At 41.6% G+C, this 15,293-nt stretch carries 16 protein-coding genes; 8 read left to right on the top strand and 8 right to left on the bottom strand.

Annotated features, from left to right (window positions below; genetic code table 11):
- The first annotated feature begins 77 nt into the window (after nt 1–77).
- Together QZ995_RS04990 and QZ995_RS04985 are read left to right on the top strand one after the other, a co-directional pair.
- A complete protein-coding gene (locus QZ995_RS04990) occupies nt 78–344 on the top strand; it encodes an ABC transporter substrate-binding protein (RefSeq protein ID WP_301803878.1) in 267 nt (88 codons plus the stop codon).
- A complete protein-coding gene (locus tag QZ995_RS04985; RefSeq protein WP_301803875.1) occupies nt 250–540 on the top strand; it encodes a hypothetical protein in 291 nt (96 codons plus the stop codon). Before QZ995_RS04990 ends, QZ995_RS04985 begins: the two co-directional genes overlap by 95 nt.
- Nucleotides 541–770: 230 nt before the next feature.
- Here the strand turns inward: QZ995_RS04985 and QZ995_RS04980 are convergent, their stop codons facing one another.
- Nucleotides 771–2,453: a family 10 glycosylhydrolase gene (locus tag QZ995_RS04980; RefSeq protein ID WP_301803873.1), complete on the bottom strand. Its 1,683-nt coding sequence runs from the start codon at nt 2,451–2,453 to the stop codon at nt 771–773.
- Between the two features lie 290 nt (nt 2,454–2,743).
- Here QZ995_RS04980 and QZ995_RS04975 point away from each other — a divergent pair, with 290 nt between their 5' ends.
- The 6 genes from QZ995_RS04975 (at nt 2,744) to QZ995_RS04950 (ending at nt 8,049) form a co-directional block, all read left to right on the top strand.
- Nucleotides 2,744–3,472: an amino acid ABC transporter ATP-binding protein gene (locus QZ995_RS04975; RefSeq protein ID WP_301803870.1), complete on the top strand. Its 729-nt coding sequence runs from the start codon at nt 2,744–2,746 to the stop codon at nt 3,470–3,472.
- Nucleotides 3,473–3,509: 37 nt separating this feature from the next.
- The gene (locus tag QZ995_RS04970; RefSeq protein ID WP_301803867.1) at nt 3,510–4,358 is read left to right on the top strand and encodes an ABC transporter substrate-binding protein; all 849 of its coding nucleotides are present in this window, start codon (nt 3,510–3,512) and stop codon (nt 4,356–4,358) included.
- A 91-nt stretch (nt 4,359–4,449) separates the two neighbouring features.
- Nucleotides 4,450–5,103, top strand: coding sequence for an amino acid ABC transporter permease (locus tag QZ995_RS04965; protein WP_301803865.1), 654 nt, complete (start codon nt 4,450–4,452; stop codon nt 5,101–5,103).
- Between the two features lie 14 nt (nt 5,104–5,117).
- Nucleotides 5,118–5,768, top strand: coding sequence for an amino acid ABC transporter permease (locus tag QZ995_RS04960; RefSeq protein WP_301803864.1), 651 nt, complete (start codon nt 5,118–5,120; stop codon nt 5,766–5,768).
- Between the two features lie 80 nt (nt 5,769–5,848).
- A complete protein-coding gene (locus QZ995_RS04955) occupies nt 5,849–7,135 on the top strand; it encodes an ATP-binding protein (RefSeq protein ID WP_301803860.1) in 1,287 nt (428 codons plus the stop codon).
- Complete coding sequence (locus QZ995_RS04950) at nt 7,117–8,049, top strand: response regulator (RefSeq protein WP_301803857.1); 933 nt, start codon at nt 7,117–7,119, stop codon at nt 8,047–8,049. The genes QZ995_RS04955 and QZ995_RS04950 overlap by 19 nt, the downstream gene beginning before the upstream one ends.
- Nucleotides 8,050–8,101: 52 nt before the next feature.
- Here QZ995_RS04950 and QZ995_RS04945 read toward each other — a convergent pair whose 3' ends face one another.
- From QZ995_RS04945 to QZ995_RS04915, 7 genes are all read right to left on the bottom strand, one after another.
- The gene (locus tag QZ995_RS04945; protein ID WP_301803854.1) at nt 8,102–9,436 is read right to left on the bottom strand and encodes an MFS transporter; all 1,335 of its coding nucleotides are present in this window, start codon (nt 9,434–9,436) and stop codon (nt 8,102–8,104) included.
- A gap of 3 nt (nt 9,437–9,439) precedes the next feature.
- Nucleotides 9,440–10,489: an ABC transporter substrate-binding protein gene (locus tag QZ995_RS04940; protein ID WP_437124715.1), complete on the bottom strand. Its 1,050-nt coding sequence runs from the start codon at nt 10,487–10,489 to the stop codon at nt 9,440–9,442.
- A gap of 22 nt (nt 10,490–10,511) precedes the next feature.
- Nucleotides 10,512–11,297: a DUF3919 family protein gene (locus tag QZ995_RS04935; RefSeq protein WP_301803850.1), complete on the bottom strand. Its 786-nt coding sequence runs from the start codon at nt 11,295–11,297 to the stop codon at nt 10,512–10,514.
- Between the two features lie 84 nt (nt 11,298–11,381).
- Nucleotides 11,382–12,803, bottom strand: a complete 1,422-nt coding sequence (locus tag QZ995_RS04930; RefSeq protein ID WP_301803848.1) for a sensor histidine kinase — start codon at nt 12,801–12,803, stop codon at nt 11,382–11,384.
- 8 nt (nt 12,804–12,811) lie between these two features.
- Complete coding sequence (locus tag QZ995_RS04925) at nt 12,812–13,483, bottom strand: response regulator transcription factor (protein ID WP_301803847.1); 672 nt, start codon at nt 13,481–13,483, stop codon at nt 12,812–12,814.
- 118 nt (nt 13,484–13,601) lie between these two features.
- Entirely contained in the window at nt 13,602–14,552 is a 951-nt protein-coding gene (manA, locus tag QZ995_RS04920) for a mannose-6-phosphate isomerase, class I (RefSeq protein ID WP_301803843.1), read from the bottom strand.
- Nucleotides 14,553–14,983: 431 nt separating this feature from the next.
- Nucleotides 14,984–15,160: a hypothetical protein gene (locus QZ995_RS04915; protein WP_301803841.1), complete on the bottom strand. Its 177-nt coding sequence runs from the start codon at nt 15,158–15,160 to the stop codon at nt 14,984–14,986.
- Nucleotides 15,161–15,293: the final 133 nt, after the last annotated feature.

Raw genomic sequence — 15,293 nt, 5'->3', positions numbered from 1 at the left:
CAGACGACTGCTTCTCTCTTGAAGAGGAGCAGTTTTTTATTTTCTGACCAACACTCCTTCTGGCATATATATGAGATATGCTCATATGGACAGTTGGGGCAGAGAACATAGACCAATTGCAAAAAATCGCTCCTACAGTAGCAGTTGAGTACGGTAAGAAAGATGCAAGAGAGCAAATAAAAGAATTTGGTAGGATGACAAATCGAGAGGATAAAGCGAACGAGTGGATTGCAAAGCGGGATAAAAAGAGTGGCAGAAGCCAAGCCAAAGGTGAAGGCAGCAGTAGGGGACAAAACGGTATCAATACTAAATCCCTACTCCAAGGGTATCTATGTATTCGGTAGCAATTTTTCGAGATGCGGCGAAGTACTCTGCAACGAATTGAAGCTAAAAGCACCAGCTATTATTCAGAAGGACGTCATTGATGGCAGTACTGGCTTTGGAAGCTTAACCCTTGAAACGCTGCCTTCCTATGCAGGCGATTATATTTTTACAAGCGCATGGTCAGGAGATGATGCCAATCCTGAGGTTGTCTATTAACAGCAGTGTTTGGAAATGATTGCCTGCTGTCAAAAACAATCGAGTATTTACTATGGATAAAGATTCTTCTGTATTTAATGACCCAATTTCTTTAGAGGGACAGCTTGATTTTATTGTCGAGAACCTAACAAAGTAATTGATATGATAGATAAGACCCCCAACATACAAAATCCCCTCCCGCGCCCTTTTAAAATGGACGAGGAGGGGGGCTTATTTCCTATTTTCCTTTGCTATTTACCGTAATAGCTTCTCAGCAAATCGGCGATTCCAAGCGGATTCTTACGAAGATCCTTAGCGCTAAAGAATACGTCGCCCTTTACCTGAGGGAACTGAGTATTGAACTGCAATTGATTAATGATCTCCTGAGCTGATTGCCAGCCTGCTTCCTTTGTTCCCAGCTTATAAGGAGAATGCCCTACATATAGCTTCACATTGGTTCCGTTCACTTCATTTGACCACCAATTTACCAGCTTGTCGTACTGGGCAGCAGAGAAGGAGAGGCTCCAGTAGATTTGCGGCATAACATAATCAATCCAGCCTTGCTTAATCCATGTACGAACGTCTGCATGCATGTTGTCATAAGCAGTCACGCCGGCTTTTGTGTCCGATCCGGTACTGTCCATCGATTTATTGCGCCATACACCAAATGGACTTATACCATATTGTACTTGTGGCTTAGCGCTATGAATGGCTTCCCCTAATTGACGAACAAATTGATTAATATTATCGCGACGCCACTCCGCTTTTGTCGCAAACGAGTTGAAGTTATAAGCCTTGAAGGTAGCGTCATCAGGGAATACCCCGTCAGATGGATAGAAGTAATCGTCCAGATGAACGCCATCGATTTGGTATCGGTTTACTACTTCCATAATTTCCGTGATGATTTGTTGACGTGCTTCAGGTATTCCCGGGTTAATGTAGAGCTTGTTTTTCGCATTAATGATCCACTCTGGATGGAGCTTTGCTACATGGTTAGCAGCTAATTGATCGGTTTTTGCATCAACGTTAGCTCTAAAAGGGTTAAACCAAGCATGAAACTCCATCCCGCGTTTGTGTGTCTCTTCAATCATAAAAGCAAGAGGATCATAGCCTGGGTCTTTTCCCTGTGTTCCTGTCAGGTATTTAGACCATGGAACTAGTGCTGATGGATAAAAGGCATCTGCAGAAGGACGAACCTGGACAAATACAGTATTTAAGCCCATTCCCTGCATAGAGTCTAGCAATTGTATGTACTCCTGTTGTTGTTTGCCCATATTGCTGTAGGAAGCGGCGGAAGGCCAATCTAAATTATAAACGGTAGATACCCAGACACCTCGCAAAGAACGATCGGTGGTAGCAGGGACTCCGGGAATAGGAGTGAAACCAGGGCTTGTATTTTCAGGACTGATGACATTGCCAGGATATTCAGGGTATAGTCCGTTTCCCGGTCCTGCAATGTCTGGTGGCGGCAACTGATTAGAATTAGCTTGGTTACCTGATTGCAGTGTGATGGTTTGTGTAGGCTGATTCCAAGCTACTTGAAGACCTAATTGTTGACTTACAAAGCGCAGCGGAACGATGACACGACCTTGCTTGTTTACTACTGAAGAGTCTAAGTGAACTTTCGATCCGTTTACCGTTGCGTAATTTTGCTTTACGGTCATGCTTATGTTGGTGTCTGGTTTACGAATTGTCACGGTTTGCTTGGATTGATCCCAATTAGCCTGGGCACCTAAGCTTTCGCTGATAACACGAAGGGGAACCATGGTGACATTTACTTTTGGAATGATGTACGGTGGGACATCACTATTTATTCTTTGTCCATCCAGGTAGATACTAATCCCCTGGGAAGCCTGAGCTTGCACCGACTGGCCCATCATGGGGACGCATAGTGTGAACAAAAGAAGCAGGGCGAATAACTGGCGAAGCTTCATTCTTACAATCCTCCCGAATCAATAGATTTTTTTAAAAAAATGCTCTATTAGCTTTAGACGTTCTAGTAGGAAACTTTGTTACGTTTATTTTCCAGAACAGGTTGAAAAAATTATGTAGAACGCGGATGACAGAGAGGAACAGGAATATTGCTTTATGTAGCTAAATGGAGAGCAGCTTTCATTTTGTTTAAAAATTCTAATAAAAAGAAAATTCTTTGTATTTTTCTGTAGAATCGGGTAGGTTCTCTTTACGATACGAAATATAAAACCATAAATAAGGGGGATTCTGGTTGATTAGCTTTCATCAAGTGAATAAACATTACGGAAATTTCCACGTGCTTAAAAACATTAATCTACACATTAACCAGGGAGAGGTTGTCGTGGTCATCGGACCTTCCGGGTCTGGGAAAAGCACATTAGTTCGCTGCATGAATCGCCTGGAAACGATCTCAAATGGAGAACTGATTGTAGACAACATCAAGGTCAATGACAAAAATACCGACATTAATCGGCTCCGTCGAGATATCGGTATGGTGTTTCAGCATTTTAACTTGTATCCGCACAAGACTGTGTTGCAAAACATCACATTAGCTCCCATTAAAGTGTTAGGTATTTCCGAGAAAGAAGCAAAAGAGACTGCGATATCCTATTTAGAGAAAGTCGGGATACCTGATAAAGCGGATAAGCTGCCGTCCCAATTATCTGGGGGTCAGCAGCAACGTGTCGCCATTGCTCGGGGGCTCGCCATGAGGCCCAAAATTATGCTGTTCGATGAGCCTACATCAGCACTTGACCCGGAAACGATCGGAGAGGTTCTTGATGTAATGAAAAAGCTCGCTAAAGAAGGAATGACGATGGTCGTGGTAACACATGAAATGGGCTTCGCGCGCGAAGTGGCTGATCGAATTGTTTTTATGGATCAAGGCCAAATATTGGAGGAAGCGCATCCCGGTCAGTTCTTTGCCAATCCGCGCGAGGAGCGGGCCCAGTTATTTTTAAGCCGGATTTTAAATCATTAATCTTTTCGCGATAAAAATAAGGAAAAGGGGTAATCAAATGAAAGTAAATAAAACCTGGAAAAAAGTATTGGGTGTAGGTTTGGCAATGATGTTGAGCGCAACAGCATTAGCAGCATGTGGATCAAGTAAAACACAGGATGGAGCTAGCTCATCAGGAAAGGGCCCAGCGACTAGTACAGTAGCTAAGATTAAAGAGCGAGGCAAGTATGTAGTCGGGGTTAAGTATGATTTGAATTTATTCGGGTTAAAAGATCCAGCCACGGGAAATGTCGAAGGCTTTGATATTGATATAGCGAAGGCAATTGCTAAAAAAGTTCTAGGTGATGAAAATAAAATTGAATTGAAAGAAGTAACTTCCAAGACTCGTATTCCGATGTTAAAAAACGGAGAGATTGATTCCATTATTGCAACGATGACAATTACTGACGAACGCAAGAAGGAAGTTGATTTCTCTGACGTATACTTCATGGCCGGTCAGTCCTTCCTCGTGAAGAAAGACAGCGCCATCAAAGGTTTGGAGGATTTTACAAAGGGTAAAAAAGTAGTGACGGCAAAGGGTTCTACTTCAGCCAAAAACATACGTGAAAATGCCCCAGAGGCAGAGGTTCTTGAATTTGAAAACTATGCAGAAGCCTTTACCGCATTAAAAGCAGGTCAAGGTGATGCGTTAACTACAGATAATGCTTTGTTATACGGAATGGCGAAACAAGATCCGAATTTCCGCGTCGTTGAGGGAACATTTACTGAAGAACCATATGGAATTGCTTTGCCAAAGGGTGATGCAGAATTCGTAGCATTGGTAAACGATCTCCTGAAGGAAATGAAGCAAAGTGGTGAATATGACAAGCTTTACGAAAAATGGATTGGTGAAAAGCCCAAAAATTAGAACTGAATGATTTGAAGACCTGAATGGAATGGGCGTCCTCCCTACCGCTCATTCCTTTATGTCATGAAGATAAAGGGGGATTACAGCTGAGATGATCGATTTTTCTATTCTGCTAGAGCACTCGGATCTGTTTATGGAAGGCTTTGGAAATACGCTTAAAGCGAGTGTGCTGGCATTAGCGGGAAGCTTGTTATTAGGGACAATTATTGCCGTTTTTTGTATTGCACCAGTACGCCCACTAAATTGGATAGGGGTAGCATATGTAGAATTTATTCGAAATATTCCCCTTCTTCTGGTTGTGTTTTTATTTTTTGTGGGGTTGCCTGCATTGGGAATTGTATTAAAACCATTTCTGGCTGGCACGCTGGGGCTTACAGTTTACACCGCAGCGTTTATTGCAGAAACGATACGCGCAGGGATCATGGCTATACCTAAGGGGCAGAGTGAGGCAGCGCGTTCATCAGGCCTTACTTATGTACAAACCATGCGCTATATTATCTTGCCGCAGGCGTTTAAAGTTGTAATTCCACCCATGGGGAATCAATTTATCAATCTGGTGAAAAATTCCTCTATACTTGGGGTTATTGCTGGCCTTGATTTAATGTATTTTGGTGATCTGATATCGGCCGAGACCTTTGTTACATTTGATGTATATATATTTGTTGCTATTTTTTATCTCATGATAACTCTGCCGCTAAGCTTCCTCGTAGGATATCTGGAGAGACGCTTGGCGAGCCATAAATAAAGGGGAGGGCATATATGGATTTTATCGGAGCATACTCTCCTCAGTATCTTGTCTTTTTGGTAGAGGGCTTTGGGGTTACGCTCAAAGTAGCATTCATCTCGATTGTCTTGAGCTTTGCTATTGCGATTATTATTGGAACCTTGCGATATGCACGGATTCCTGTTGTGTCGCAGGCGCTTGGTACGGCGGTTGAGCTTATTCGTAATTTGCCGCTTCTTTTAATCATTTTTTTCACGTATTTTGCCTTGCCAGAGGTTGGTTTAAAGCTGGATAAGGTAGCAGCGGCTATTTTAGCACTGGTAATTTTTGAAGCGGCCATGCTGTCTGAAATTGTTCGCAGCGGTTTGAATTCAGTTGATAAGGGGCAGATAGAAGCGGCACGTTCATCCGGTCTATCTTATATGCAAACACTTTGGCATGTGGTGCTTCCGCAAGCCCTGCGCAGAATGGTTCCCCCTATTGTAAGTCAATTTATCTCTTTACTTAAGGATACATCGCTTGCAGTTGTCATTGCGCTACCAGAATTAATGAATCATGCCCAAATTATTAACGGACGAAACGTTAATTATGTGATACCAACCTTTTTGATGGTAGCGATGATGTATTTCGCAGTGAATTACAGCTTGTCACGTGTCTCTAAACGCTTAGAAAATAAACATATATAAAGGAAATGGTTTTGCACATCTCTTTTTCCTAGTAAAATAGGGGAAAGAGATTTTTCTTTTTTTTAAGAAAAGGAGGTTTTATGCGCGAACGTCTTCCGTTATTGCTGATTATTATGCTAGCAACCGCCTTTTTTGGAGAAATGAAGGTGAATCCATTTGGAGGGCCATTTCGGTTTTCGTTAGGGATTGCTGCCTTCTTCTTCGGTTTATTGTGGTTCCAGTATGTGCCGGTATCGCTGATCGGATTGCTAACTGGTGCATTTACTATGTGGTTTCGGGTAGGATTGGACATTGTGGCATACGGGACAGCCTGGCAGGAAAGCTTGTTCATTCATTTGCCCTCCGCCTTTTATTATTGTAGCTTCACGTTATTGTTTCAGATAGTGAGAGCCCGTCGCTATGTAGAATCCCCGGTACTGTTAGGTCTGATAGGCGCTACGATAGACTGTGCTTCCAATTTAGTGGAGCTGTGGGTACGTGAGATAAGTGGAGTAGCTCCTGCTGGTTGGGGAGAAAGTATATTGGTGCTTTTGTTCTTTGGAGCCCTGCGCAGTTTCTTTGCGGTGGGTCTGTATAATAGTTTTTCCATTCGCCAAGTACGAGCGGTAGGGGAAGTTAGACAGCAGGAGCTGGAACGGCTGCGAATGATTAACACTGGCTTGTATGAGGAAACCTTTTACCTGCGTAAATCCATGACGCAATTAGAGGAAATTACCAGAGAGAGCTATCAATTATATCGGCAGCTCCTATCGTCAGAAAATACTGAATCATCAAGGGCCTTACACATAGCGGAGCATGTGCATGAGGTAAAAAAGGATTCTCAACGCATGCTGGCTGGGTTATTAAAAATTATAAATCAAAAAGAATTAGCACCTCAGCTATCCATATCGGAATTATGTGGATTAGTTATACGCGCAAACCAGAAGTATGCTGAAATGATGGGAAAGAGGATACAGTTCACTGAGAGGTGCAATGTCAATCTGTCCACCAGTCAAATCTATGAGCTACTCTCTGTGTTAAATAATCTGGTAGCCAATGCAGTAGAGGCCATTCCTATTGAAGGTAAGATTGAGCTTTCAGTGGGTTTTGATAAGAGAGAAATTATTTTTCATGTTATGGACAATGGGGCGGGTATTTTACATGAAGATCGGGAATGGGTGTTTGAGCTAGGCTATACCACAAAGTATGACAGAGAAGGAAAGCCCTCTACAGGCATAGGCCTTACACATGCAAAAGGCATCATTCATAGCTTGGATGGTACACTCAGGATCATACACGAGTCAGAACCAATCACACATTTTGAAGTGAGAATACCAACCGATCAGTTGCTAAGAGAGGAGGGGGGCTTATGCTTCGGTTTTTCCTAATTAAAGATGACGCTGTTGTACGCAGGATGCTGGAGAGACTGATTCATGAAAGTAAGCTGGGTGAAATCATTGGACAAGCAAGCGACGGTATCCATGTTTCGATTGACCAGCTATATGGTGTAGACGTCGTTTTGGTTGACTTATTAATGCCGGGGATGGATGGAATACAGACGATTAAAAAGCTTCAAGGGGAGGGCTTTACCGGTAAATTTATCATGGTGTCCCAGGTAGAAAATAAAGAAATGATCGGGGAAGCATACCTGCAAGGAATAGATACCTTTATCCAAAAGCCGATTAATAAGCTTGAGGTGCTTTCCGTATTAAAACGGGTAGCAGAGCATCTTTCTTTGGAAGCATCCTTGCAATCTATTCGCAAATCGCTTCAGATATTGGATATTAAGGGGAAGGAACAGATTAATCAGGGGTATCAAGGCTTTCATGCAACACGTCTTGGATCGTTTGAACAGAGCCATCTGGAACAAAATGCACGCCAGCTCTTACTACAGCTAGGAATTGCAGGCGAGGCAGGGGCACGTGATCTTTTTGCCATGATTCAATGGCTGGCTACGGAAGAACGCGGGGGACATTTATTGCGGGATATGCAGCTAAAGGAGCTGTATGCCCGGGTATTGCAGAGAATGTCCAATAAAATAGATGAGCAGGCACTTGTAAAAGAAGTTCGGGCTATGGAGCAGCGGATTCGCCGAATGGTGCTACAGGCCTTTACACATTTATCCTCGTTAGGATTAACCGATTATGCGAATCCTACTTTTGAACATTTTGCTCCTCGCTTATTTGATTTCAAAGAGGTGAGATTACGAATGAAAGAGCTGGAATCCGGCGAAAAAACTACGAAATGTCGCATAAATGTAAGGAAGTTTTTATCTGTATTTTTTATGGAAGCAAAAAAATGAGGGATGTCTCCATCATAAGAGACATCCCTCATTTTTTATTTTTAAACCGCTGTTATGCTAGTTTTTCCTTTTGCTTCTTTTGTCCCATTTGAATAAGGATTAGGAAGGCACTAGCTGCAATACCGCCAGCTAGCATTAGCATGAAGCCGCCATCCCAGCCAGAAGCATCAACTAAAAATCCGATTACGGCATTAGCTACGAAGCTACCGCCTACATAACCGAACAATCCTGTCATACCTACTGCTGTACCTACAGCGAACTTTGGTACGAAGTCAATAGCGGATAGCCCGATTAAAAATTGTGGTACATAGATCAAACAACCGATAACAGATACCGCAATACTGATTGCTACTACGTTGGAAGATTTCCAATATACCAATGTTGCAAGAACAACGCCTACCATACTAATGATACATAGCGGCATACGATTACCTTTAAACACACGGTCGCTCAACCAACCAACAAGTAGAGAGCTTGGGATCGCAGCCCATTCAAATGCAAGATATGCCATATGGGATTGTGCTTGCGTAAAGCTTTTTACATCCGTTAGGTATAGAGGAACCCAGTTCAATACACCGAAGCGAATCAAGTAAACAAATGCGTTAGCAAAGCAGAGGAACCACACAAATTTGTTTTTCACAACATATTTCATCAAGATCTCTTTCGGAGATAGATCAGTGCCATTTGATTCATCTTTTACATCATCATAGTCGTTACGATACTCGTCAATTGGCGGAAGTCCACAAGATTGAGGTGTATCTTTACCGCAGAACCAAACAAAGATTGCAATAAGAATAGCAAGAGCCGCTGGGAAGAGGTATACACCTGCTTGCCAGAAATGTGTACCGAAAATACCTAGACCCACACCAACGATTGGAGCAATGATACCGCCACCAATATTATGAGAGCAATTCCAGATACCCATTTTTGTTCCGCGTTCTTTCTTGGAGAACCACTTTGCCATTACGATACTGCATGGAGGAGCACCCATGCCTTGGAACATACCATTCATGAACAATAAAACGATAAACAGACCAAAGCTAGAAGTGAAACCAAAGCAAATGTTAGCCAAAGCAGACAGGATTAAACCAAAAGCAATAAAGCGTTGTGTATGAGCCTTGTCTGCCAGGTTACCCATAAAGAATTTACTTACGCCATAGGTAATAGCCATAACAGAGCTTAATAGACCGATTTGAGTTGTAGTAAAACCAAAGTCACTTTTTAAGTAGGTTGTAGACAGTGCGAAGTTACTACGAACTAAATAATAACCAGCATAACCGATGAAAATTCCGATCAATGTACGGATACGGAAGATCTTGTACATCTTAGCGATCATATGTTCAGGTAGACGAGGTGCGGCTGGAGCTTGCTTTAACCATCCAAACATGAATCATTCTCCTTGAGGTTGTTTTGTATCTCGTAATTTGTTCCAAAGTTTGATGATGGTATCATGCCATTTCATAGACTCGTGAATCTGTATAACATCCATATTCAACCTATTCATCTTTTCTTGTTGCACGGTAGGAATCCCGTATGATACACGTTCTAATACCTTTGCTGCTTGTTTGGACAACGAATAATCAATAAATAAATCAGCAACAAGTCCGTTTGGTGCATGCTTAATCTTAGAGAGAGCATTGACAGCTAATCCTGTATCTTCAGGAACAATGCTGATCAGTGGGAAGCCGGCTTCGCGGAGCTTTCGCTGATCCCCCAGGAAGTTAATTCCAATGAGATGCTCTCCAGAACTTACCAGCTGCGCCGGCATGTAGCCGTTTACAGTGAGAGCAGCTATATTTGGATGCAAACGTGTAATATAGTCGATTGCCTGCTTTTCACCTAATGTTTCAAACAAGGATAAAATAAACGTGTAGGCTGTGCCGGAGAAATTAGGGTTGGACATCACGATTTGGTTCTTATATGCAGGATGCAACAAATCGGCCCATTTTGTTGGGAATGATAATCCTAACGGTTCAATTTCTTTGTGCCAACGGTCTGCGTTAATAGCTATGGATAACTGTTCGATCTCATAACCGTACCAGTAACCGTCCTCATCCTTTGTTTCTGCGGGAATGAGGGAGCCGTTCTTGCTGGTAACGGGTTCTGACAGCTTCTCTTTTTTCATCGTAATATGAGCGTCGACCGTGCCGCCGATAACTAAATCAGCTTGAGGGTTATTTTTTTCCTGTGAAACCCGACGCAGAATGTCTTCTGTAGACAAACGCATGAACTCATACGTACAGCCGGTTTCTTGGCAAAAGGATGATAGCAATGCATTTCCTACTTCTTCACGAGAAGCAACATAGGCAACAAGGTGATGACCTTTTAAACGAGGAATCCCATGTTTATCATAGGTAATAGGATTCACTTCTTTGGAACAACTAACAAGTAATAAGGAACAAATACTTAACAGCAAGAAATTGAATAAACGTTTCGTCATCATAGATCAGCCTTTACTTTCTTTATAAGAGTTCTGCCAAACGCCCAGTCATATAGATGGAATTCCCATTATCATCGCCTAAATACTGAACAATAAAGTATTTCTCATAAACGATAAAAGTAAGGATATCGTTACGGTCATTCCTTTTCTGCTTGCCATTCTTATAGACGGTGATGATACCGAGCGGCTGTTGTTTCTGGAAGGTAAGCTGCTGAATTTCGGACGTATCCTTAATTTCGTACGCTTGCTTTAGTTTTTCAATCAAGAAACCCTTTTCATGAATGCGTTTACCAGAATCGGCCACCGTTTTTTTGACAAAAACGTCCTTAGCCTTTTGGGTAAACTCAGCAAACTGGTTCGATGAATAAAACAAGCGAAGCAGGTGTGTCCGAAAAGCAGATAAAATGGGAGTGTCATACTTCTGACCATACGTTAGCTCATCGAAGGTAAAAGCATTTTCTAACTGAAATCTATGCTCAACCCCATTAAGATAACGGATCTTGCCAGAAAACATGGTCACTCTCTTATTTCCTGAAACAACGAGCGGATCATTTTCTTTTTTAATAAGATCAATGTAAGAAATGATTGAGTATAGCAAAACCTCATCAGTAATGTTTACGACTCCCCATTTTTCGTGGTTAATAATCGCTTCCACGGGCAAGGAATCGCTTACTTTTTTCAACACTTCATTCTGATCTTCTATCACGACTACTTTCCGATAGAGACTTTCTTGCAAAAAATAGCCAAGGGAAGATAAGAGTAAAAGCATGATGATGAAAAGTAAAGCTGGTCCTAATATTTTTTTCATGTTTCTTGCTCTCCTCATAAGATAACCAACGATTATTTCGGAATTACATCTCAATTGTTTCGTAAATGTATTATTTAAGCGGTTTCACTTAGCAATATGTTCCAATCCGGCCGGGGTAGGGAAGAGTAAACGTACGGTTGTACCGGTTATTTCGTCAGAGTCAATATCCATGCTACCACCCTGTTTTTTCATAAGCTCCCGGCATAATAACAACCCGAAGCCATTGCCGAAACTAGATTGAAGCGCTTCATTCGGTGGTGCATGCTTAAATTGGTCAAGCACTTCCCCGCTGATTCCAATGCCATCATCGTGTATAACAAGGGTTAAGCTATGTTCAGCGATTTCCACATGAAACTCAAGGAAGGATGCATCACTATATTTAATCGCATTGTCTAACAGATTTAAAAAAATCTGCTTTGTTTTATCCTGATCAGCTACTATTTTTGCAGACTCGACATGATTGTAAACCGTGATCTTGTATTTATTCAATCTTGGCTGGACACTAAAAACAGCTTCTTTTAAAATCGGTTGAATATCACATATCGTAGGTGAGACGCTAAATTGACTGTTTCCATATTTAGAGGTTTTCAGCAATTCCTCTACTAATGCAAGCAGGCGTTCGCTTTCGATAGAAATGTGCCTCAGACAATCCTTTACGTCTTGTTTATTTTCTAATCGGGGAATTAAATTGGCGTACCCCATAATGGCAGTCAGCGGCGTTTTTAATTCATGGGTGACCCGATCTAAAAAATCCTTTTGTTTTACCTTTTCCTCCTGAAGCTGAGTTATGTGCAGTTCAATGGCATGGGCCATCACATTAAACGATTGGGCAAGCTGTTTAATCTCTTCATAATCCTGTAGCTCGATTTTGCATTGGTACTTACCGTTGGCTAATTGTTGAGCCATGTCGCGTAATTTCTCAATCGGTCTGCTCAAAGAAATGGCAAATCTATGGGCAAAGAGTGCTACAGCAACAAACATGAGAATACAAGAAATCATAAATGTTTTATTGAAGTTGCTAATTAATAAGTCTTCTTGCTCAAGCTTATGAATAAAGCGAACAACACCAATCACTTTTCCGTGTACGTAAATCGGACTAGAGAATAGCAACAGGGGTGCTGAAGTGGATTTTTCTATAATGTATGCTTTTTTCCCATCTAAAGCTTGAACGATATCGAGGTTTAAATTGGGAAAAGCCGTTCGTTCCGTATCAGCTAGTACCTCACTATTAATACCGATGATTTGTGTGCGAGTACCCAGGCGTTTAGACAAATAAGAAGCGATTAGAGGGGCACCATTTTGCAAAGTCACAGTGGCCTCAGATTTTTCACGCTCAACATAATTAATGCTATAGATTTGAGCCTCAACGCTTAGCTTTTGAAAAGAGGTTACCGCATTTGTAAAAACATTTTTCTGTAACGTAACGATCAAGACAACGTACAAGAGGAGCATGACAGGAATTAAAATAGCCAGGATCGTTACATTTAAATTTTTTTTAAGTGTCATACCCTCACCTAACAATCAATTTTATAGCCTACACCATATACGGTTTTAATTTTATCTCCGTATGAGCCTAGTTTTTTGCGCAAACGTTGGATCATGATATCGACGGCCCGTGTATTGTCTGGATATTCGAACTTCCAAACCTTCATTAGAAGATCATCTCGGGTAAATACGCGTTGTCTATTTTTTAATAGCAAAAACAACAAATCATATTCTCTGTACGTTAGGGTTATTTCTTTTCCGTCAAGAAATACTTTTCGCTCGTTCGGATGGATGAGAAAGCGATCGATTTTCAGATGATCCGGGTCCGGCTTCTCTTTTATTTTTTCCATACGTCGTTCAATGATTTTAATCCGAAGCAGAAGCTCCGTACTATGAAAGGGCTTGGTGATATAATCATCAGCACCAAGCTGCAACCCTAATAATTTATCATTAATTTGCCCTTTAGCCGTTAGCATAATGATGGGAATATCGCTATCCTTCTCACGGAATTCCCGCAATAGTTGATAGCCATCTATGTCAGGGAGCATGACATCTAAGATAATCATGTCTGGTCGTTGCTCCCATTGAGCTAAAGCCTCTTCTCCATTAGCTGCCACTAGCACCTGATGGCCCTCTATTTCTAAGGTCAGGCGTATTAGATTTTGTAAACTATTTTCATCGTCAACAACTAATACCTTCATAGCAATCTCCTCTCCAGTGAAAGGTAGGCAAGAATTCACTAGTAGTATTGTGTCAATAAGAGCCAAAAAGTAGCCTAGTTATTCTTCAGGCTACTTTTTGCTTCATGCATTTCTTTATTTATGGATGAGAAACCATTACTTCTAAGGAGCCAGTCAGCTTATAGGCCCCAAATTTAGCTGGGAGGATAAAGTGGTCGCCTTTCTTTAATTCATAGGATTGCCCATCCTTTTCAAGGGTTCCTGTACCAGCTAGCACGCTTACTAATAAGAAAGCCTGATCCTGTTCAAACGTAGCCGTGCCATTGATTTCGTATTTGTATACAGAGAAGAATTCATTCGTTACGTATGTCGTGATGGTAGCATCGCCGTTTTTTTGTACCGTAATGGTTGGGTTTGTATCGACATGTGGAGCAGTTGTTACGTCAATTGCTTTCTTTAGGTGCAGATCGCGTTTTTTTCCGTGATCATCCACGCGATCATAGTCATATACACGATAGGTAGTGTCAGAGCTTTGCTGTGTTTCTAGCACCAGCGTTCCTTGGCACAGGGCATGAATTGTTCCACTAGGGACATAGAAAAAATCACCCGGCTTGATTTTTACTTTACGCAAGAAATCAGACCATTTTCCGCCCATGATCATCTCTTCTACTTCTGCTTTTGATTTTGCGTTATGGCCAAATACTAGCTCAGCATCCTCGTCACAATCAATGATGTACCAGCATTCTGTCTTCCCGTATTCCCCATTCTCGTGCTCATGAGCGTATTCGTCATTAGGGTGTACTTGAACCGATAAATCATCATTGGCATCAAGAATTTTAGTCAACAGTGGGAATTTTTCGCTTTGATGATGGCCAAACAATTCTTTGTTGTTTTCCCAGAGTTCTGCTAACGTTTTTCCCTGATGAGGACCGTTTAGCACGACACACATACCGTTTGGATGAGCAGAAATGGCCCAGCATTCACCGGTTTTATCAGAAGGAATATCGTATGGAAAACGATCACGTAGGGCCGTTCCGCCCCAAATGCGTTCTTGAAAAACAGGTTGTAAAAATAGCGGCTGTATATTCATTATGTTCATCCTTTTCGCTAACATATTGTATTTCGTGAGCTAAATAACAGTCTTCATTATACAAAAAAAATATAAAGGAACAACCTTATTTTAAGGAAATGTAGGTAAGTTATCATAGGTAATCCTATCCTGTAGGGGAATTTGATAGAGAAAAAACAACACCCCGTAGACTTTTCCGTCTGCTAAGTGCTGTTTTGATCGATAAGCAAGTCAAAAATGCTCAACTATGATTATTTAATAGTAGGTAATGCTGCTTTACTCACAACCACGTACATTTTTCATAAATCGCTATGTGCTGCGATTGATTTTCAGGCTGGTTTGTTTAAGGAAAGTAGGAATGGGGAAACGCGTTTTGCCACTGGTGCCATTTCCTGAGTTTTTTCACCAGATAGTTTGATAGCTTTATCGTTTCCTCTTCAGTTAGCGGCAATTCAAAAGGAAAATGTACCTTCCTTACTTTTATGAATACCATCCTTTGATGGGGTGGCACTTGCTGTTTGCTCTTCTTTTAGTGCAGCGTGTCCGGCTGGAGTAGATATATGATGAGAGCAACCCATGACTAGTATGACAAGTAGAAGTGCCATGGCACCCAGTAAAAGCTTTCTCATGATTGCTGTGTCCCCCTGATCATCTTGTATCTCTACACATTAGTATAGAGGGAGGGCGGGGTGAATAGGTCTCAAAAAGGTTACAAAGAGATCTGATGGATAACCGGCTGAAACAACGGCCTTTTTCAAGGGA

The sequence above is a fragment of the Brevibacillus laterosporus genome (assembly GCF_030489605.1).
Lineage (GTDB): Bacteria > Bacillota > Bacilli > Brevibacillales > Brevibacillaceae > Brevibacillus_B > Brevibacillus_B laterosporus_E.
This window is presented reverse-complemented; position numbering and strand designations above follow the sequence as displayed.